The sequence below is a fragment of the Streptomyces sp. NPDC042346 genome (genome assembly GCF_055581845.1).
Genome location: NZ_JBVJEH010000005.1, coordinates 430943 through 448500 on the forward strand (window position 1 = coordinate 430943; position 17558 = coordinate 448500).

A 17558-nucleotide genomic window follows, 5' to 3' on the forward strand; every position below is an offset into this window, starting at 1 on the left:
CACCGCCCCGTGCCACCGTCCCGGATGCGCTCCGGTCGGCAGGACACGAGAATGGCGAGTGCCGGAAGAACACGTAGGAGGCGGCATGAACGCTGAGCCCGACAAGACGTCCGTGGGGGATCTCCCGACGCCCGACCGGTTGCTCCACGCCGGTTCGGAGGGCGAGTTCACGGCGGAGGACCTGGTCCTGGCATCCGGCCGTGACGTGAATCCGAAGAGCATCGCCTGGGCCGAACGCCGTATGGCGGAGAAGGGGCGCGCGTCCATGGACGAGCTCCTGCCCTAGGCCTCCTTTCCAGCTCCTTCCCAGCTCCTGCCCCGTCGGCCCCGGATCGGCTCGCCCGAACCGGGGCCGCGGCCTTCCACATTTGTGAAACACGTTCTACCGTGGCCGCCGTCGCACGAGCGCGCCGCCACGGGAGGCCCCCATGCACCTCGAGTACACGCCCGCCCAGAACAGCCTGCGCGCCGAGCTGCGTGCGTACTTCGCCGAGCTCGTCCCGGACGACTTCCACACCCGGTACGCGGACCCCGCCGCGCAGAAGCGCTTCTACCGGGAGACCGTGCGCAGGCTCGGCACGGACGGCTGGCTCGGTGTCGGCTGGCCCGCCGAGTACGGCGGGCGCGGACTCTCCCCGATGGAGCAGTTCATCTTCTTCGACGAGGCAGCCCAGGCCGGCGTGCCCCTGCCGCTGATGGCCCTGAACACCGTCGGGCCGACGATCATGCGGTACGGCACCGACGAGCAGAAGGCGTACTTCCTGCCCCGGATCCTCTCCGGCGAGATCGACTTCGCCATCGGCTACAGCGAGCCCGACGCGGGCACCGACCTGGCCGCCCTCAAGACCCGTGCGGTCCGGGAGGGCGACGAGACCACCGGCCACTACACCGTCAACGGCCAGAAGATCTGGACCACCAACGGCGACACCGCCGACTGGGTCTGGCTCGCCGTCCGCACCGACGTCGACGCCCCGCCCCACAAGGGCATCACCATGCTCCTCGTGCCGACGAGCGACCCCGGCTACTCCTGCACGATCATCAACACCCTCGCCTCGCACGACACGACCGCCAGCTACTACGACAACGTCCGGGTCCCTGCCTCGCGGCGCGTCGGCGAGGAGAACAAGGGCTGGCGCCTCATCACCAACCAGCTCAACCACGAGCGGGTGACGCTCGCCGCCCACGGGACGATGGCGATCCGCGCCCTCCACGACGTCCAGCGCTGGGCCGCCGACACGAAACTCACCGACGGCCGCCGCGTCCTGGACCTCCCGTGGGTCCGCCGCACCCTCGCCCGCACCCACGCCCGGCTGGACGCGATGAAGCTCCTCAACTGGCAGATGGTGAACGCCGTCCAGCACGGCACCCTCACCCCCCAGGACGCCTCCGCCGTCAAGGTCTACGGCTCCGAGGCCCGCCGCGACGCCTACGCGGCCCTGATGGAGGTCGTCGGCTCCGCGGGCGCCCTCAAGGAGGGCTCGGCGGGCACCGTCCTCCACGGCGAACTGGAACGCGGCTACCGCTCCGCCGTCATCTTCACCTTCGGCGGCGGCAACAACGAGATCCAGCGCGAGATCATCTCCTGGATCGGCCTCGGCATGCCCCGCGTCCGCCGCTGAGCGTGTGTGACGAAGACGGGTAGTCGGCACAAAAGAGGTCGCATGTACGGGTCCGGTGGAGCCGCTGACACCCCGGTCATGCTCCTGGGCCCGCCGTCTCGCCTACCTCGCGACGGCGGGCCCGGGTCCCAGCGGCCACGGGCTACGGAGCGAACACGTGCTCAGACCGCCGCCGGGGAAGGCTCGCAGGCGTTCGCCAGGTCGATACGGACCGTCCGGTCGCAGAGCCGTTCCACCTGTGCGGGGTCGTGAGAGACGAGCAGGACCGTCCGGTTGCCCCGCAGGGCCGCCACGGACTCCTCGACCGTGTCGCGGCTCCGCTCGTCCAGGGCGCTTGTCGGCTCGTCCAGCAGGAGGGCCGCCGGTTCGAGGGCCAAGGCCCGGGCCAGGCAGAGCCGTTGGCGCTGGCCGTTGGACAGCGTCTGGGCCGGGGTGTCCAGCCGGTCGGAGACCTCGCTCCACAGGCCGGCCTCGCGCAGTGCCTGCTCGACGCGGTCGTGCAGCTCCGTCCTGGACGCCCGCACCAGGTGACGGAGGCCGAACAGGGCGTTGTCCAGGATGCTGCCGCCGAAGACGACCGGGGTCTGGGGAACCAGGACGACCGTGCTGCGCAGGCCGGCGTCGCCCTTGCCGTACCGGACGGGACGGCCGAGGACCTCCACCTCGCCCTGACGGCGGAGCCCGTGGGGCAGCAGGTCGACCAGGGCGCGCAGCACGGTGGACTTGCCGGCGCCCGACGGACCGCACAGGCCGGTGGTGGATCCGGCGGCCAGTTCGAACGTCACCGGTCCGACCAGGCGCTTCGTGCCGTCGAGGATCTGCAGGTCACGGACCGCGATGACAGTCCTGTCGACCCTGTTGTCCATGGTCGCGGCACCGGTTGTCACATCGTCCATCGTCGTGCTCCTTCGAAGCGGTTGCGCAGGAAGACCGCCAGGCTGAGCAGGCCCGCGGTGATCAGGACCAGGACGAGGGCGCTGCCCCACGCCTGGGCGATCGCCTCGGGGGCGCCCGAGTCCTGCGACAGGGTGAAGATGTGCGTGGGCAGGGCCTGGACCGGAGCGTTGACGATTCCGGTCGGGAGGGCGGGAGCCCCGAAGAACACCGTGGCGGTGAAGATCAGGGGGGCCGTCTCGCCCGCCGCGCGGGCCAGGCCGAGCAGCAGGCCGGTGAGCGTGGCCGGCCAGGTGTACGGGACGACCACGGAGCGGACGTACTGGGAGCTGGTGAGGCCCAGTGCGAACGCCGCCTCGGTGATCTCCGCCGGCATGCTCCGGATCCGGCCCGCGGTGGTGAGGGCGACCACCGGCACCACCACGGGCACCAGGACCACGGCGCCGGCCAGCCAGGAACGGCCCCAGCCCATGGTCGTGCAGAAGAGGACGTACCCCGCGAGGCCCAGCAGGATGGTGGGCGTCCCGCCGACCGCCACGGTCAGCGTCTCCAGGACGCGGGCGGTCTTCGCGGAGGCACGCGTGCCGATCACGATGCCCGCTCCGTAACCGAGCGGCAGCGCGATCAGCGCCGTGGTCGCGAGGAGCAGGAGCGTACCGACGATCTGATCGCGTATGCCGCCGCCCGCCGCGCCTTCGGAGGGCGAGAACCAGAAGACCGGATTGAGTGCCGCACCGCCGCGGGCCAGCAGGATGCCGAGCATGCCGACGAGCAGGGCCCCCGGCAGCAGCAGTGCCCCGAGCCGGACGACGGTGGTGAGCCGGTCCTTCGGAGTGCGCAGCCACGCGGAGGACCGACGGGCACGAGGGGCGCGCGCGGCCCGTCCCGTGGAGCCGCGGGTGCCCCACACGGTGGCGACGGCGACCAGGGCCAGCAGGATGATGCCGAGACCGCACAGCGCCGCGAAGTACGGGCCGGAGGTGCCCGCGAGCATCGGCTCGGGGCCGGCCAGCTTGGTGGTGAGCGTCTGACCGGGGCGCACGAGGGAGGAGAAGACGTCCCCCAACGATTCCGGCAGGCGTCCGTCGGCACGGCCGATGACCATGAAGACCGCGATGGCCTCACCCAGTGCGCGGGCCAGGCCGAGGAGGACCCCGGCGCGCATGCCCGACCGGGCCTGGGGCAGGACGGCGGAGCGGACGACCTCGCGGCGGGTCAGGCCGAGGGAGTACGCGGCCTCCCGGTACCGGCCGGGTACGGCGGCCAGCGCGTCCACGCTGACCGCCACGATCGTCGGCATGATCATCACGGCGAGGACGATGCCGGCGGCGAGCAGGCTGTCGCCGCCCGGCACGTCACCGAGGTCCGCCACGAACGGCCGGATCACCATGATGCCGATCAGGCCGTAGACGATGGAGGGGACCGCTGCCAGGAGTTCGATGCTCAGGCGCAGCGGCTTGGCGAGGCGGGGCGGCAGGTACTCGGACAAGGCGACGGCCGCCGCCCAGCCGACCGGGACGGCGAGCACCAGTGCCAGGACGCACACGACCGCCGAGCCGTAGATCATGGCCAGGCCGCCGAAGGCGAGGTTCCCCGGACTCCAGGTGGACGAGGTGAACAGGGCCGCCCAGTCGACGGTTCCGCTCGCGATGCCCGTGACGAGGTAGCCGAGCAGGACCGCGAGGGTGAGCAGCACGGACAGGATGCCGCTGTACGCCCATCCCCAGACCCATCTCGCCCGGCTGCCGCGGCCGCTCCCGGAGGAGGGCCGCGACACGGCGGGTCCGGGCGCCTGGATGGGGCGCTCCAGAGTGAGCCCCATCGTCAGAGGCCCATCTGCTCGCGCGTGAGGTAGCCGTGCTCGGGCAGCAGCTTCTGGCCCTCGGGCGAGAGGATGTAGTCGATGTACTGCTTGACGGTGCCCTTCGGCTTGCCGTTGGTGATCATGTACAGCGGACGGGTCATCGGGTACTTGCCGGACGACACGTTCGCCAGGGTGGGAGCGACGCCCTCCAGAGGCACCGCGACCAGGTCGGGGTGACCCTCGATGAAGCCGGTCGACAGCGGGGCGATGGAACCGCGGGTGGACTTCAGCTTGTTGCGGGTCTCCAGGTTGCCACCGACGATGGCGTAGTTCGCGGACTTGGGCGGGGCCGGCGGCTCGCCCTTGCCGTAGATGAACTTGTCTAGCACCTCACGGGTGCCGCGACCGGGCTCCTTGTCGTACACGAAGACCTGGAGGTCGGGACCGCCGACCTCCTTCCAGTTGGTGATCTTCCCCTCGAACAGGCCCGCCACCTGCGCCTTGGACAGGCCCTTGACCCCGCCGTCGGCCACTTCCTTGGTGATGATGACGCCGACGGCGTCCGCGCCGATCTGTGTGGTGACGAAGTCCGTGTCGGGGTACGCCTTGTGGTCCTTGTCGGACAAGGGCTTGGAGCTGAGGGCGATGTTGATCTGGCCGGTGCCGAGCTGGGAGATCCCGCCGGCGGAGCCGCCCTGAGTGGCGACGGTGATGTTCAGGCCCTTGTCCTTCAGCGCCTCGGCGGCGTCGGAGGCCACCGGGGCGACGGTGGTGGAGCCGCTGGCCTGGATGGCGTCCGAGCCGGCCTTCGCGGAGCCGGCGCAGCCGGTCAGGGCGGCGGCGAGGAGGAGAGCGGCGGAGGCGGCAGAGGCGCCTTGGCGGACACGCCGTCCGGTGAGGTGCGGTGCTCTACTGCGGATTTCAGCGGACATGAAAGACATGGCGGTGCCTTTGCGGTGATGGAAGGGGTGGGATTCGGGGAACGCCGGCGGCGAATCGCCGCGGCCGGGGCCCCGTTTGTGGCATGCAGGTCTGCGGTCGGGACGTGGAAGGGGTGCGGCCGTGACCGCCGGTGGCCCCTGCCGCGTGGACGAGGTGGGCGGACCCCGGGCGAGCCTGCGGGTGCTCCGGGAGGGCGGCGCGACGGACACTGGGCGTGCGGATGATGACTACTCGCGGCGTGCAGCCGATGCCCTTGCGATCCTTGTCGCGTTCCCCGTTGAACTGGGCCTGAAGCATCAAGGCATCGGTGTCCGTCCACCCGCTGACCCCGGGTGCGGACCGCGATGCCGTGGGCGAACGTTACCGCCTCCGAGTCCCCCTGGCGACACCTTGATTGACGGAAATCATCGATGATCGGCGATTGAATTTGAGTCATGCGCCGGGGTGGTGAGTGCGCGGCCTGGGGTCGGCCACGAAATCCGAAGCCGTACGGGTCGCCTGTCGGCATCTTCGCCCTGGACGGCTTCAAGCTGTGTGAACAAACGGATTCAAGCTGATGACCTCACTTCGCAACCAGCCACAGAGGAGGGCGAATCGGGGCAGCGGCACTCTGCGGCGACGGGGGTCGAAGAGACGGTCTTTCAGTCATTCATCGATCTATTGACATACATCGCTCAACGCTGGCAGGGTTCCGGCCGTCGGTCGACAGCGTCGTTACCGACCTGGGCCCTGACCCGGCCCCCTCTCGATCCGTCACGCTCCTTGATCACTCCCTGGGGGGAAGTGTGAGTAGTGCCCGTGTTCTGGTTGCCTCCGCGTTCGAGGCGGAGCTCCAGCCCTTGACGTCAGCGTGTGCGGCTGCCGCCCTGCAGCACCACGGCGCCGACGTCGTCGGCTGGGACGCGCACCTGCTTCCCGACGCCATTCCGGAAGGCCCCTTCGACCTCACGCTCGTCTCGGTCCAGCAGTTCGAGGGTCTCGAGCGGGGAATCGCCCTGGCGCGGAGGGTCTCGGAGGCGTACGGCACCACGGTCGTGACCTTCGGCCAGTACGCGCAGATGAACCACCGGGAGTTCCTCGAGGTCGCCGACGGCATCATCATGGAGGAGCCCGAGCTCATCAGCGAGGAGCTGGCTCAGCTCGCCGCCGGCACCCTCGCGCTCGACGCGGTGCCCGCCCTGATGACCCGCACGGGCATGCGGCCCAAGCCCCCGCGCCGGCGCATCTCGGTCACCAAGCCCGCCCGGGACCTGTTCCCCTCCCTCGTGCACTACCCGGCGCACCACTCGCCGTTCGGCCTGATGGGCAACATCGAGGCGTCTCGCGGCTGCCACCACAAGTGCACCTACTGCTCCGTCTACGGCGCCTACGACGGCGGTGTCGCCGCGTACGACGCCGACAGCGTCCTGGCCGACGCGTTGCAGCTGGCGGAGGAGGGCGTCCGGCACTTCTGCTTCATCGACGCCGAGTTCTTCAACTCCCGCACCATCGGCATCGGTGTGGTCGAGCGACTCGTCGAGGCCATCGGCCCGATCACGTTCGAGTTCACCACCCGCGTCGACCACGTCCTCGACTACACCAAGGAACTGGAGAAGCTCGTCTCGCTCGGGCTGCGCCGCGTCACCTGCGCACTCGAGTTCCCCTCCAACCGCATCCTGCGCATCTTCGACAAGCACATCGACGTCGACCACATGCGCGAGGCGGTCGACGAGGCCGAGCGGATCGGCTTCGAGCTCTACCCGACATTCATCCCCTTCACCCCGTGGATCGAGTACGAGGAGCTCCTCGGCTTCGAGGACTGGCTGGTCGAGACGGGCCTCGCCCGCGTCACCGACCCCACCGCCCTGCAGACCCGACTGCTGCTGTTCAAGGGCTCCCCGCTGCTCTCCTCGCCCTGGATGGAGGACATCGCCACCGTCGACCGCGGCTTCTGGGTCGAGTGGACCCACCCCGACAAGCGCGTCGAGGAGCTCTGGCAGGAGCGCCGCACCGACGCCGAGGACGCAGGCAAGATCCGCTGCTGCGTGAAGTGCTGACCCACCCGCTCACAAGAAAAGGACACTGACATGGGTGGATCACCCCGCGTCGTCATCTCCACCGGCCAGGCCCTCCCGGACATGGACTGGACCGGCGAGCTCGCCGGTCTCACCGACTCGTGGCCGTACCTCGGACCCACCTGGCTCCGCGCCACGGAGAAGGTGCTCCCCGACGTCCAGCCCTGGCACACCCTCGCCCACCGCGCCCGCGGCGAGCTGGCCCTCCTCCCCGGCTACATCCTCACCACCCCGCCGGTCGTCGACCACGAGCCGCGCACCTACCTGGGATGGCAGGCGCCCTCCGGTGAAGAGGTGTGCTGCGGCGCCGAGACCGACGCCGCGCGCAGCGCCGAAGTCGACGCCCTGGGAACCGAACCCTTCTTCCCGACGCTCCTGCTCGGCTCCCCGCTGGGCTACCGCACCGAGGTCGCCTACAACTTCTGGACCCCCACCCTGATGGGGTCCATCATCGACAAGCTCGTGCCCGCCGCCTTCGAGGCCGGCATCCGCTGCATCGTCGCCCCCTGGATTCCCAGCCGTCGTGGCAACGACGCCCTCGTCGACGCGCTCGACGCCGCCGGCGCGTCCAGCACCTTCTGGGGCTACGAGGACTTCATGAGCCTCGACGCGCCGAACTGGGAAGGACACCTCGCCGCCCTGCCGCTGAAGAAGCGCCAGCGCATCAAGGGCGACGTCCGCCGCGCCGAAGCCGCCGGCGTGACGATCGAGCGCGTCGACGGCACCGACATCCGCCCCTACGTCGCCCGCATCGCCGAACTCACCTGTCTCAACCGGGAGAAGAACGGCGCAGGCGAGGAGCCCGAGCACATCGTCGGCATCCTCTCCGCGCTCATCGACGAGGGCGCGGACGTCCGCGCCTACCTCGGCTACAAGGACGGCGCGCTGGTCGCCACCTGCGTCACCATCCGCAAGAACCACCGACTCTTCCCGAAGTGGGCCGGCTTCGACTACGCCGCGATCGGCGAGCGCAGCGGCATCTACTTCGCCCTCGTCCTCGACGCGCCCGTCCGCGACGCCTACGCCGAGGGCCTGCGCACCGTCGAGTTCGGCGCCGGCGCCCACCAGGCGAAGGCCCTGCGCGGCTGCACCCCGCGCGAAGTCACCACCTCGATCCTGCTGTCCGACCCGGCGCTGCGTCCGCAGGCGAACGCCTGGCTCGACGCCTTCGGGAACAGCAGGCGCGTCGCGTTCGGCGCCGCCTCCGCCCCGGCCCAGCCCGCGAACCTGCCCCTCCTGGGCGGCTCCGGCGACAGCGGCTGCTGCGGCTGACCCCGCCCGACTCCACGACAAGGACGAGAAGGACCACATGATCACCTTCATCCCCCTGACCGGATTCCTCGGGGCGGGCAAGACCACGACCATGACCGCCGCCGCGCTCGCGCTCCAGGAGCAGGGCCGCAAGGTCGCCGTCATCACCAACGACCAGGGCGTCGAACTGGTCGACACCAAGCTGGTGCGCAGCAAGCTCGACAGCGTCGCCGAGGTCACCGGCGGCTGTTTCTGCTGCAAGTTCGAGGACCTCGTCGAGGCCATCGTCGCGCTCGTCGCCTCCGACAGCGTCGACACCGTGATCGCCGAGGCCGTCGGCAGCTGCACGGACCTCCAGGCCACCGTCGTACGTCCGCTGCGTCAGTACTACGGCGACGACATGGTCGTCGCCCCGCTGACCACCGTGGTCGATCCGCTGCGGCACCTGGCGTTCGCCCGCGCCGCCGAGCGGGGCGAGCCCGAGTCGGACCTGTCGTACCTCTTCCGCCAGCAGGTCACCGAGGCCGACGTCATCGCCGTGAACAAGCTGGACACCATCAAGGCGGACCGTGCGGAGGAACTCCTCGCCTCGCTCCGTACGAGCAACCCGAAGGCGGCCGTCGTCGGTTACTCGGCCACCACGGGCGCTCACCTGGAGACGCTCCTCGACGCGTGGCAGGCGCCGGCGACGAACGAGGACGTCGTCCTCGACATCGACTACGACCGGTACGCGGCCGCCGAGGCCCAGCTCGCCTGGATGAACCAGGAGCTCGACCTCACCGCCGCCGGGGACGGTTTCGACGCGACTGCCTGGGCCCGCACCGTCCTTCAGGAGCTGTCCGCCTGGGCCGCGGAGCACGACGCCGTGATCGGCCACGCCAAGATCACCGTGGAGACGGCCGACGGCGACTTCGCCAAGCTCAGCCTCACCGAGTCCGGCGCGCAGCCCACCCTCGACCGCGCCGCCGAGGCCGGCGCGCCGACCGGCCGGGCCGTGGTCAACGCCCGGGTCGCCTGCGAGCCCGACGCCCTGGACGCGGCCGTGACGGAGGCCGTCAAGGCCGCCGACCTGGCCACCGCCGTCACCTCCTCGGCGACCACCCCGGTGTCGTTCAAGCCCTCCTACCCGCGCCCCGTGCACCGCCTCGCCCCCGCCGGCGCCTGACCGAGAAGGACCACCTGTCATGAGCGACACCACCACCGCCGGCAGCCTCCAGGAAGAGGTCCGGGAGTACTACCGGGCCAAGGCCGCCGAAGCCGAGACGAGCGGCGCCTGCTGCTCGCCCGACCCGCAGACCTTCGGCCCCGCCGCGTACGACGAGATCGGCCCCGGCACCGCCCCGGACACCGCCCTCCTCGCCAGCCTCGGCTGCGGCAACCCGAGCGCCGTCGCCGAACTGCGCGAGGGCGAGACGGTCCTGGACCTCGGCTCCGGCGGCGGCCTGGACGTCATCCTCAGCGCCCGGCGCGTCGGCCCCGACGGCCGCGTCTTCGGCCTGGACTTCCTGGAGGAGATGCTCGCCCTCGCCGCCCGCAACGTCGAGGATGCCGAGATCGACAACGTCGTCCTCCTCAAGGGCACGATCGAGTCCATCCCGCTGCCCGCCGACACCATCGACGTGATCATCTCCAACTGTGTGATCAACCTGTCGCTGAACAAGCCCGCCGTCTTCGCCGAGATGGCCCGCGTTCTCACCCCCGGCGGCCGACTCGGCATCAGCGACGTCGTCGCCGAGGACCGGCTCAGCCCCGAGGAGCGAGCGGAACGCGGCGGACACAGCCAGTGCATCGCCGGCGCCCTCTCGGTCGCCGAGTACAAGGAACTCCTCGACGCGGTCGGCCTGAAGGACGCGGAGGTCGTCTTCACCCAGGAGGCGGCCGACGGCCTCCACGCCGCGATCATCCGCGCCCACAAGCCCGTCGACAGCACCGCCGGCGCGCAGGAGTGCGCGCCCGGCGGCACCTGCTGCTGACCACGTCGTCACACCCGGGCCGTGGCCGGAGCCGAAGCTCCGGCCACGGATACCTGGCTACGTCTTGCACCGTCGTGCTCGACTGCGTGCCGATTCCGGCGCGCGCAACGCTCTTGATCGCACGGCCGGTCCGCCGCTCGCCGCGGCCGGCGCGGCGGCGGTGATCCTCGTGGTCCGCTAAGGATTCCCATGTCCGATACGTCACTCGACCGGGAGACCGTCGAGGAGTACGCCCGCTGGTTCCGAGCCCTGGCCGACCCGACGCGCATCCGCATCATGCGGTTCCTGAGCGGTCGGCCGGGGACCGTGCCGGTGGGTGAGATCGTCGCTCATCTTGGACTCAACCAGTCGACCGTCTCGCACCACCTGAAGATCCTCCATACCGTCCGCTTCCTGACCAGACGCCGTGCCGGTGCCAGCATCCGGTACGCCATCAACCCCCGCTGCATCGCCGAGTTCCCCAGCGCCGCCGACATCCTCATCGGCGCCCCCGCCCACTCCTGCCAGGACCCGGGATCCAGCTGAAGCCCCTTCGGCTGCGGCCGTGCGGCACTCGTCGGGAGTGCGGCGGCCTTGTGCAGGTCGCAGGTCGCAGGTCGCAGGTCGCAGGTCGCGGTCGCAGGTCGCGGTCGCAGGTCCGAGCGATGAGCAAGCAGATGAGCCGGCAAGGAGTCTCCTTGCCGGCTCATCGTGCTCGCTCGCGGCCGTGAAACAGAGGGAAGACCGGCCGGAGTACGACTCCCGAGGCCGACCGGAGCAGAGGGGCCAGCTCCTGCCCGTCAGGTCCGCCAACGTGACGGGCAGGAGCTGGTGTTCAGGGGGAGGATCGACGGCGTGGGCCTCGGTGTGGCCTCAGGCTGTGACGGCCACGCTCACGGCCTGGCGGTAGGTGTGGTCGACGACGTCCCCGGCCGCGAAGAATCCCGGCGCGATGACCTCACGGACGTCGTCACCGGTGGTCGTGGTCGGGTCGGTCACTGCGGTCACGCCTCCCGCTTCGCGTCGATGTCGGCGATGAGGCCCTCGATCAGGCCCTTGATCTCGTCGCGGATCGGACGGACGGCCGCGACACCCTGGCCGGCCGGGTCCTCCAGGGCCCAGTCGAGGTACGTCTTGCCGGGGAAGACCGGGCAGGCGTCGCCGCAGCCCATGGTGATGACGTAGTCGGACGCCTGGACGGCCTCGGTGGTCAGCACCTTCGGCTTCTGGTCGGAGATGTCGACGCCGGCCTCCCGCATCGCCTCGACCGCGGCCGGGTTCACCTGGTCGCCCGGAATCGAACCGGCGGAGCGGACCTCGACGCGATCGCCGGCCAGGTGGTTCAGGAATCCGGCGGCCATCTGGGAGCGGCCCGCGTTGTGGACGCAGACGAAGAGCACGGAGGCGAGCGGAGCGGTGGTCATCGGTTCTTCCTTGCCGGCAAGAGGTCAGCCCCGGCTGGTATCAGCAGCGAGTGATGTGACAGTATCAGCACATGATGACGTCAGTCGATACTGATCTGATCCGGGTTCTGGCCGATCCCCTCAGGCTCCAGATCGTGACCCTGCTCGCCCGCGAGACCCTCTGCACCACCCACCTCGTCGAGGAGACGGGTGCCAAGCAGACCAACCTCTCCAACCACCTGCGCGTGCTGCGTGAGGCCGGTGTGGTGGAGACCGAGCCCTGCGGTCGCTTCACGTACTACCGCCTGAAGCCGGACGTCATCGCCCAGCTCGCCGCCCGGTTCGCCGACCTGGCCGAGTCCGCCCGTACCGCTGCCGAGAACAAGAGGGCCTGTCCGTGACCCCCACCCAGGCGCCCACTCCGGCGGCGGATTCCCCGGTCGTCGCGAAGCTGTCGACGCTCGACCGCTTCCTCGCCGTCTGGATCCTGCTGGCCATGGGCCTCGGCCTCGGGCTCGGCCGGCTCATCCCCGGCCTGGACGACGCGCTGGCCAAGGTCGAGATCGGCGGCATCTCGCTGCCCATCGCCGTCGGCCTGCTGATCATGATGTACCCGGTCCTCGCCAAGGTCCGGTACGACAAGCTCGACGCCGTCACCGGCGACCGGAAGCTCATGGTCTCGTCGCTCGTCGTCAACTGGATCATCGGTCCGGCGCTCATGTTCGCCCTCGCCTGGATCTTCCTGCCGGACCTGCCCGAGTACCGCACCGGCCTGATCATCGTCGGCCTGGCCCGCTGCATCGCCATGGTGATCATCTGGAACGACCTGGCGTGCGGCGACCGTGAGGCCGCCGCGGTCCTCGTCGCCCTGAACTCCGTCTTCCAGGTCCTCGCGTTCGGCCTCCTGGGCTGGTTCTACCTCGACCTGCTGCCCGGCTGGCTGGGCCTCGGCGAGGGCGAGACGCTCGACATCTCGATGTGGAAGATCGCCCTGAACGTCGTCATCTTCCTCGGCATCCCCCTGGTCGCCGGCTTCCTCACCCGCCGGATCGGCGAGAAGCGGATGGGCCGGGAGTCGTACGAGACGAAGTTCCTGCCGAGGATCGGGCCGTGGGCGCTCTACGGGCTGCTCTTCACGATCGTCATCCTCTTCGCCCTGCAAGGGAAGACCATCACCTCGCAGCCGCTGGACGTCGCACGGATCGCCCTCCCGCTCCTCGTCTACTTCGCGGTGATGTGGTTCGGCACCTTCGTCCTCGGCAAGGCCATCGGCCTCACCTACGACCGCACCGCGACGCTCGCCTTCACGGCCGCCGGCAACAACTTCGAACTCGCCATCGCCGTCGCCATCGCCACCTTCGGCGTCACCTCCGGCCAGGCGCTCTCCGGCGTCGTCGGCCCCCTCATCGAGGTCCCGGTCCTGGTCGCGCTCGTGTACGTGTCGCTGGCCTGGCGGAAGAAGTTCGCCCCTGCCCAGCGGTAGTCCCGCCACGCCACTCCTCGGTGCCTCCCCCTCCGATCGGGCGAGGCGCCGTCGTACGAAGGGAAGCCGGAGAGATGAGCAGCTCACTCGACGTCGTCGTCATCGGCGGTGGCCAGGCGGGACTCGCCGCCGGTTACCACCTGCGCCGCCTCGGCGGCCTCGACTTCGCCGTCCTGGACGCTCAGCCCACACCGGGCGGAGCCTGGCAGCACACCTGGGACTCGCTCCACCTCTTCTCCCCGGCCCCGTACTCCTCCCTGCCCGGCCGCCCGATGCCGCTGCGGCAGGGAAAGACGTACCCCGACGCCGCCCACGTCGTCGACTACCTGACCGACTACGAGCAGCGATACGAGCTCCCCGTCCACCGGCCCGTTCGCGTTCAGGCGGTCCGCCGCGACGGCGAGCGCCTTCGCGTCGAGACCGACTCCGGCACCTGGCGCGCCCGCGCCGTCGTCAGCGCCACCGGAACATGGTCGCGGCCGTTCCTGCCCGCCGTCCCCGGCCGCGACGCGTTCCAGGGGCGACAGCTCCACACCGTCGAGTACCGCACCCCCGGCGAGTTCGCCGGAATGCGGGTCATCGTCGTCGGAGGCGGGAATTCCGGAGCGCAGGTCGCCGCCGATCTCGCGTACGGCGCCGACCTCACCTGGGTCACGCAGCGACCCGCGCGGTTCCTCGCCGACGACATCGACGGCCGTGCCCTCTTCGACCACGCCACCGCCCGCCGCCGTGCCCTCGACGAAGGCCGTACCGACGGCGGGGGAGTCGCTTCGCTCGGTGACATCGTCGCCGTACCGCCTGTACGCGAAGCCCGCGATGCGGGCCTCCTCAAGGCGCAACCGATGTTCACACGGGTGACGGGGACCGGTGTCGAGTGGGCCGACGGTACGCGGGCCGAGGCCGACGCGATCATCTGGTGCACCGGCTTCCGTCCTGCGCTCGCCCACCTCGCCCCGCTCGGGCTCCGCGGTCCTCGCGGACACATCCCCACCCGGGGAACAGAGGCTGTCGGAGAGCCCCGACTTCATCTGCTCGGGTACGGCGACTGGACCGGCCCCGCCTCGGCCACCCTTGTCGGCGTCGGCCGTCCCGCCCGCGAAGCCACGCGGGCCGTCGCGGCCCTTCTGCGATGAGGCCGCGCGGGTGAACGGTTGGTGAATGCCTGACGGATATCGACTCTCGGATTCGCCGTGCGATCTTGTCGGCTCGTATGGTGTCCGGATGGCAATTCCGTTGGCGGGCATACCGATCGAGGACCTGAGCGCGGAGCGCTGTGTGCCGTGCTTCCCGGGGCTGCTGATCGACCGCGACGAAGTCGAGATGCTGACGGCCCAGTTGAAGGCGATGGCCGACCAGACCCGCCTCCAGATCGTCCACCTCATCGACCAGTCGCCGGCCGGAGAACTCTGCGTCTGCGACCTGACCAAGTCGCTCGACCTGGCCCAGCCCACGGTGAGCCGCCACCTGAAGATCCTCACCACGGCCGGGCTGCTGCGCCGCGAACAGCGAGGAACCTGGGCCTGGTTCTCGATCCGCTGGGACGCTCTTCAGGGGCTCAGGAAGCATGCCTTCCCCCGAGGCATCGACTGCTCGCCGTTCTGACCGCACTGCTTCAGCGAGCCGGCGCCGCGTCCATCTCCACGATGAGATTCTCGACCAGGCTCCTGACGGCGTCGCGGATGGGGCGCACCGCCTCCACCCCCTGCCCGGCCGGGTCGTCGAGCTTCCAGTCGAGGTAGCGCTTGCCGGGGAAGACCTCGCAGGTGTCCCCACAGCCCATCGTGACGCACACGTCCGACTCGCCGACGGCTTCTGTGGTGAGGATCTTGGGGACCTCCGCGGACATGTCGATGCCGACTTCGCGCATCGCTTCGACCGCCGCCGGATTCACCGCCGAGGCCGGGGCGGAGCCCGCCGAACGGACCTCGATCCGGTCGCCGGCCAAGTGGCGAAGCCATGCGGCGGCCATCTGGGACCGGCCGGCGTTGTGAATGCAGACGAACAGGACAGAGGGCATCCGGGACACCTACGACTCCTCAAATGGGTTGCTATGCAAGGGCGTTCAGAAATCTGGTGGTTGACACCGGTTGTGCTCGGTGTGTCACGATCGGGCCATGCTGACGTCGGTGAACGCGGAACTGCTGAGGGCCCTGGCGGACCCTCTGCGGCTTCGCATCGTGTGCCTGCTTGCCCGTGAGTCGCTGTGTACGACTCATCTCGTCGAGGAGACGGGCGCGCGGCAGACGAACCTGTCGAACCATCTCCGGGTTCTCCGGGAAGCGGGTGTCGTGGAGACCGAGCCCTGCGGGCGTTTCACCTACTACCGGCTGCGCCCCGAGGCGCTGGCCGATCTGGCCACGTTCTTCGGTGGTCTGGCCGACGGGACGCACCGAGCCTCTGTGGCCCGGCGGCCTTGCGGTTGAAGTCCGGCCGCTTCTTCTTCGGAGCGCCCGCGCCGTCACGACGTCCACTCGCCCGTGACTCCGCGGGCTGCGGATCGCGATCCGTGCGCGAAGGTTACTCCCTCCCCGCCGCTCTGGCGAGCTCCATGCAGGTGGCTTGATCACACCGGCGACCACACTGGGCAGGTTGAACCCGGAGTCATCCCCACGGCTGAATCATCGATGATTGCCGATCGGCATTTGCCCGGCCGGTTTTCGCAAGCATCAGCAGAGGTGGGCGAATCGGGGCAGTCGCGCCGCGTGGCGGTGACGTCCGGGAAAGGGGCGACTCTTCAGCCATTCATCGATCTATTGACATACATTGCTTAACGCTGGCATGGTTCCGGCCGTCGGCCGACAGTGCCGTCGCCGACCCGGGCTCTGTCCCGCTCCGTCGGCCGGGCCTCGGCCCCGACCACACGTCGACGCGAAGGTTTCCACCATGGCCGCCACGCCCCACCCGCACTCGTCTACCACCGAGGCACCGGTCCTGCTCCTCATGGGCAGCGGTGACCGCCGCTACCGGGAGTACATCGTGGCGGCAGTCTCACGCCATTTCCGCCTGTGGCTCCTCGACGCCCACGAGCCGAGCTGGCAACTGCCGTACGTGGAGGGGACCTCACTCCTCGACACCAAGGACCTCGACGAACTCCTCGCCGAGGCGCAGAAGGTCATGCAACAGCTGCCCGTCGCAGGGGTCTTCACCTATGACGAGTCCCTCGTGCACGCCGCCGCCCGCCTCGCCGAAGCCCTCGGCCTGCCCGGAAGCGCGCCCGACGCCGTGCTCGCCTGCCGCGACAAGGCGGCGACTCGGGCACGGCTGACGGCTGCCGACGTGCCGCAGCCGGCCTGCACCCCGGTCTCCACGGCGGCCGAGGCGCGCCGGGCGGCCGACGCGACCGGCTACCCCGTGGTGGTCAAGGCCCGTGGACTCGCCGGCAGCCTCGGTGTCGTCCGGGCCGACCACGGCGACGCCGTCGAAGCGGCCTTCGAAGCGGCCAGCTCCGCCAACTGGCCCGGAGTACCCCGCTACGAGGCCGACGTCCTGGTCGAGGAGTACCTCACCGGGCCCGAGATCAGCATCGACGCGGTCGTCGTCGACGGCGTGTGCACCCCGATGATCGTGGCGCGCAAGCAGGTCGGCATGGACCCGTACTTCGAAGAGACCGGCCACACCGTCGACGCCGCTGACCCCCTCCTCCAGGACTCCGAACTCCTGGATCAACTGCACCGCATCCACAAGGCACTCGGCTTTGAACACGGCGCCACGCACACCGAGTTCAAGCTCACTCCCAAGGGGCCCCGCCTCGTCGAGATCAACGCGCGTCTCGGCGGCGACTTCATCCCCCTCATCGGGATGCTCGCCACGGGCACCGATCCCGCCGTCGCCGCCGCCCACGTAGCGGCCGGGCTCACCCCCGACACCGCGCCGAAGGCACAGCGGACCGCAGCCATCAGGTTCCTCTACCCGGAGGCCGACTGCGAGGCGGTCGAAGTGACCGTCCGCACCGACCTCTTCGGGCCCACGGTGCACGACGCGGTCGCGACGGCCGGCGCCGGCACCCGGCTGGCCCTCCCGCCCAGGGCGTACATGAACCGGTACGGCTACGTCATCGCCGTCGGCGAGGACCACGAGCAGGTGACCGCCGACGTGGAGGCCGCGCCCACCCTGGTCGAACTGCGGTCGCGTCCCCTGACGGACTGACCGACTGACC

Annotated in this window: 19 protein-coding genes; 13 read left to right on the forward strand and 6 right to left on the reverse strand. The window is 70.2% G+C overall.

Translation table 11 applies throughout. From position 1 onward, the window contains the following. Nucleotides 1-85 precede the first annotated feature (85 nt). Both ACZ6K0_RS23395 and ACZ6K0_RS23400 read left to right on the forward strand, forming a co-directional pair. Nucleotides 86-286, forward strand: coding sequence for a hypothetical protein (locus tag ACZ6K0_RS23395; protein WP_376404370.1), 201 nt, complete (start codon nucleotides 86-88; stop codon nucleotides 284-286). Nucleotides 287-428: 142 nt separating this feature from the next. Further along, complete coding sequence (locus ACZ6K0_RS23400; RefSeq protein WP_469230123.1) at nucleotides 429-1619, forward strand: acyl-CoA dehydrogenase family protein; 1191 nt, start codon at nucleotides 429-431, stop codon at nucleotides 1617-1619. 161 nt (nucleotides 1620-1780) lie between these two features. Here ACZ6K0_RS23400 and ACZ6K0_RS23405 read toward each other — a convergent pair whose 3' ends face one another. The 3 genes from ACZ6K0_RS23405 to ACZ6K0_RS23415 are packed head-to-tail and all read right to left on the reverse strand — an operon-like array spanning nucleotide 1781 to nucleotide 5249. Further along, on the reverse strand, nucleotides 1781-2515 hold the full coding sequence (locus tag ACZ6K0_RS23405) for an ATP-binding cassette domain-containing protein (protein ID WP_469230125.1): 735 nt from the start codon (nucleotides 2513-2515) through the stop codon (nucleotides 1781-1783). Then, complete coding sequence (gene pstC, locus ACZ6K0_RS23410) at nucleotides 2503-4335, reverse strand: phosphate ABC transporter permease subunit PstC (protein ID WP_376404364.1); 1833 nt, start codon at nucleotides 4333-4335, stop codon at nucleotides 2503-2505. Before pstC ends, ACZ6K0_RS23405 begins: the two co-directional genes overlap by 13 nt. 2 nt (nucleotides 4336-4337) lie before the next feature. Beyond that, nucleotides 4338-5249 (reverse strand): phosphate ABC transporter substrate-binding protein, encoded by a 912-nt coding sequence (locus tag ACZ6K0_RS23415; RefSeq protein WP_469230127.1) that lies wholly within the window; start codon nucleotides 5247-5249, stop codon nucleotides 4338-4340. Nucleotides 5250-6044: 795 nt separating this feature from the next. Here ACZ6K0_RS23415 and arsL point away from each other — a divergent pair. From arsL to ACZ6K0_RS23440, 5 genes are all read left to right on the forward strand, one after another. Further along, the gene (gene arsL / locus ACZ6K0_RS23420) at nucleotides 6045-7295 is read left to right on the forward strand and encodes an arsinothricin biosynthesis radical SAM protein ArsL (protein WP_376404360.1); all 1251 of its coding nucleotides are present in this window, start codon (nucleotides 6045-6047) and stop codon (nucleotides 7293-7295) included. Nucleotides 7296-7325: 30 nt separating this feature from the next. Beyond that, nucleotides 7326-8585 carry a GNAT family N-acetyltransferase gene (locus ACZ6K0_RS23425; RefSeq protein WP_469230129.1) on the forward strand — a complete coding sequence of 420 codons (1260 nt, stop codon included), beginning with the start codon at nucleotides 7326-7328 and terminating at the stop codon, nucleotides 8583-8585. A 37-nt stretch (nucleotides 8586-8622) separates the two neighbouring features. After that, complete coding sequence (locus tag ACZ6K0_RS23430) at nucleotides 8623-9729, forward strand: GTP-binding protein (RefSeq protein ID WP_469230131.1); 1107 nt, start codon at nucleotides 8623-8625, stop codon at nucleotides 9727-9729. 19 nt (nucleotides 9730-9748) lie between these two features. Then, a complete protein-coding gene (locus ACZ6K0_RS23435) occupies nucleotides 9749-10537 on the forward strand; it encodes a methyltransferase domain-containing protein (RefSeq protein WP_376404354.1) in 789 nt (262 codons plus the stop codon). A 189-nt stretch (nucleotides 10538-10726) separates the two neighbouring features. Then, on the forward strand, nucleotides 10727-11062 hold the full coding sequence (locus ACZ6K0_RS23440; protein ID WP_469230133.1) for an ArsR/SmtB family transcription factor: 336 nt from the start codon (nucleotides 10727-10729) through the stop codon (nucleotides 11060-11062). Nucleotides 11063-11389: 327 nt separating this feature from the next. On the opposite strand, the gene ACZ6K0_RS23445 is transcribed toward ACZ6K0_RS23440, so the two are convergent. Together ACZ6K0_RS23445 and ACZ6K0_RS23450 are read right to left on the reverse strand one after the other, a co-directional pair. After that, nucleotides 11390-11524 (reverse strand): hypothetical protein, encoded by a 135-nt coding sequence (locus ACZ6K0_RS23445; protein WP_469230135.1) that lies wholly within the window; start codon nucleotides 11522-11524, stop codon nucleotides 11390-11392. Then, the gene (locus ACZ6K0_RS23450; protein ID WP_469230137.1) at nucleotides 11521-11940 is read right to left on the reverse strand and encodes an arsenate reductase ArsC; all 420 of its coding nucleotides are present in this window, start codon (nucleotides 11938-11940) and stop codon (nucleotides 11521-11523) included. The genes ACZ6K0_RS23445 and ACZ6K0_RS23450 overlap by 4 nt, the downstream gene beginning before the upstream one ends. Nucleotides 11941-12011: 71 nt before the next feature. On the opposite strand from ACZ6K0_RS23450, the gene ACZ6K0_RS23455 reads away from it, so the two are divergent. The 4 genes from ACZ6K0_RS23455 to ACZ6K0_RS23470 all read left to right on the forward strand — a co-directional run bounded on the left by ACZ6K0_RS23455 (nucleotide 12012) and on the right by ACZ6K0_RS23470 (nucleotide 15004). Next, nucleotides 12012-12320 (forward strand): ArsR/SmtB family transcription factor, encoded by a 309-nt coding sequence (locus ACZ6K0_RS23455; protein ID WP_469230139.1) that lies wholly within the window; start codon nucleotides 12012-12014, stop codon nucleotides 12318-12320. Next, complete coding sequence (gene arsB / locus ACZ6K0_RS23460; protein WP_469230141.1) at nucleotides 12317-13402, forward strand: ACR3 family arsenite efflux transporter; 1086 nt, start codon at nucleotides 12317-12319, stop codon at nucleotides 13400-13402. The genes ACZ6K0_RS23455 and arsB overlap by 4 nt, the downstream gene beginning before the upstream one ends. Nucleotides 13403-13476: 74 nt before the next feature. Then, the gene (locus tag ACZ6K0_RS23465) at nucleotides 13477-14535 is read left to right on the forward strand and encodes an ArsO family NAD(P)H-dependent flavin-containing monooxygenase (RefSeq protein ID WP_469230143.1); all 1059 of its coding nucleotides are present in this window, start codon (nucleotides 13477-13479) and stop codon (nucleotides 14533-14535) included. 88 nt (nucleotides 14536-14623) lie between these two features. Next, on the forward strand, nucleotides 14624-15004 hold the full coding sequence (locus ACZ6K0_RS23470; protein ID WP_469230144.1) for an ArsR/SmtB family transcription factor: 381 nt from the start codon (nucleotides 14624-14626) through the stop codon (nucleotides 15002-15004). A gap of 10 nt (nucleotides 15005-15014) precedes the next feature. On the opposite strand, the gene ACZ6K0_RS23475 is transcribed toward ACZ6K0_RS23470, so the two are convergent. After that, complete coding sequence (locus tag ACZ6K0_RS23475) at nucleotides 15015-15428, reverse strand: arsenate reductase ArsC (RefSeq protein WP_376404341.1); 414 nt, start codon at nucleotides 15426-15428, stop codon at nucleotides 15015-15017. Nucleotides 15429-15516: 88 nt separating this feature from the next. Between ACZ6K0_RS23475 and ACZ6K0_RS23480 the strand changes: the two genes are divergently transcribed. After that, a complete protein-coding gene (locus tag ACZ6K0_RS23480; RefSeq protein ID WP_376404339.1) occupies nucleotides 15517-15825 on the forward strand; it encodes an ArsR/SmtB family transcription factor in 309 nt (102 codons plus the stop codon). 460 nt (nucleotides 15826-16285) lie between these two features. Beyond that, entirely contained in the window at nucleotides 16286-17548 is a 1263-nt protein-coding gene (locus tag ACZ6K0_RS23485) for an ATP-grasp domain-containing protein (protein ID WP_376404337.1), read from the forward strand. Nucleotides 17549-17558 lie beyond the last annotated feature (10 nt).